Source organism: Microbacterium sp. P2_F9 (genome assembly GCF_056403635.1).
On record NZ_JBFUFC010000396.1, the window covers coordinates 1 to 1,272 of the forward strand.

Annotated in this window: 1 protein-coding gene; it reads left to right on the forward strand. The window is 69.9% G+C overall.

The window, feature by feature from the left end:
* Window positions 1–1,272: ABC-F family ATP-binding cassette domain-containing protein (locus AC1DVT_RS20315; protein ID WP_477391215.1), on the forward strand; the 1,272-nt coding region annotated here is incomplete at both ends.

Here is a 1,272-nt window from a genome sequence, read left to right on the forward strand (position 1 = left end):
CGCGCGACGTCATCGCCGGCCTGCTTGCCGACATCCCGTGGGATGCCGAGATCGGGAGCCTCTCCGGCGGCCAGCGGCGGCGGGTTGCCCTCGCCGCGCTCCTCTCCGGCGACGATGACGTGCTCTTCCTCGACGAGCCCACGAACCACCTCGATGTCGAGGCCATCGCGTGGCTCGCCGAGCATCTGAAGCGGCGCTGGGCCGCGACATCCGGCGCACTGCTCGTCGTCACCCACGACCGGTGGTTCCTCGATGAGGTCTGCACCAAGACGTGGGAGGTGCACGACCGCATCGTCGAGCCCTTCGACGGCGGCTACGCCGCGTACATCCTGCAGCGCGTCGAGCGCGACCGGCAGTCCACCGTCATCGAGGCGCGACGACAGAACCTCGCCCGCAAGGAGCTCGCCTGGCTGCGGCGCGGCGCCCCGGCCCGCACCTCGAAGCCGAAGTTCCGCATCGACGCCGCGAACGAGCTCATCGCCGATGAGCCGGAGATCCGCGACAAGCTCGCACTGCAGTCGCTCGCGGTCTCGCGGCTCGGCAAGGACGTCGTCGACCTGCTCGACGCGTCAGTGTCTTACCCTTCGACAGGCTCAGGGACCCCGAAAGAGGTCCTGCATGCCGTGGAGTGGCGCATCGCGCCGGGCGAGCGGACCGGCATCCTCGGGGTGAACGGCGCGGGCAAGTCCACCCTGCTGGGGCTCGTCTCCGGCGACGTGGAGCCGACGGCGGGCCGCGTCAAGCGCGGCAAGACCGTCCAGGTCGCCACGCTCACGCAGCGCCTCGACGAGCTCGAAGAGCACMTGAACGATCCGGTCAGGGTCGTGATCTCGCGCCTGCGCACAACCTACGAGTTCGGGTCAGGATCGAAGTCTCAGGAGCTCACCCCCGGCCAGCTCCTCGAGCGGATGGGCTTCGCCAGCGCGCAGCTGTCCACGCCCGTCAAGGACCTCTCCGGCGGGCAGAAGCGGCGGCTCCAGCTGCTGCTGATCCTGCTCGAGCAGCCGAACGTGCTGATCCTCGATGAGCCGACCAACGACCTCGACACCGACATGCTCGCCGCGATGGAAGACCTGCTCGACTCATGGCCGGGCACCCTCATCGTCGTCTCGCACGACCGCTACTTCCTCGAGCGCGTCACCGACCAGCAGTACGCGATCCTCTCCGGGCGCCTCCGTCACCTGCCCGGCGGGGTGGACGAATACCTGCGACTCCGCAAGCGCGAGCAGGACGCGCCCGCCGCGGGGGCGAGCGCGCCGACCGCGTCCCCGA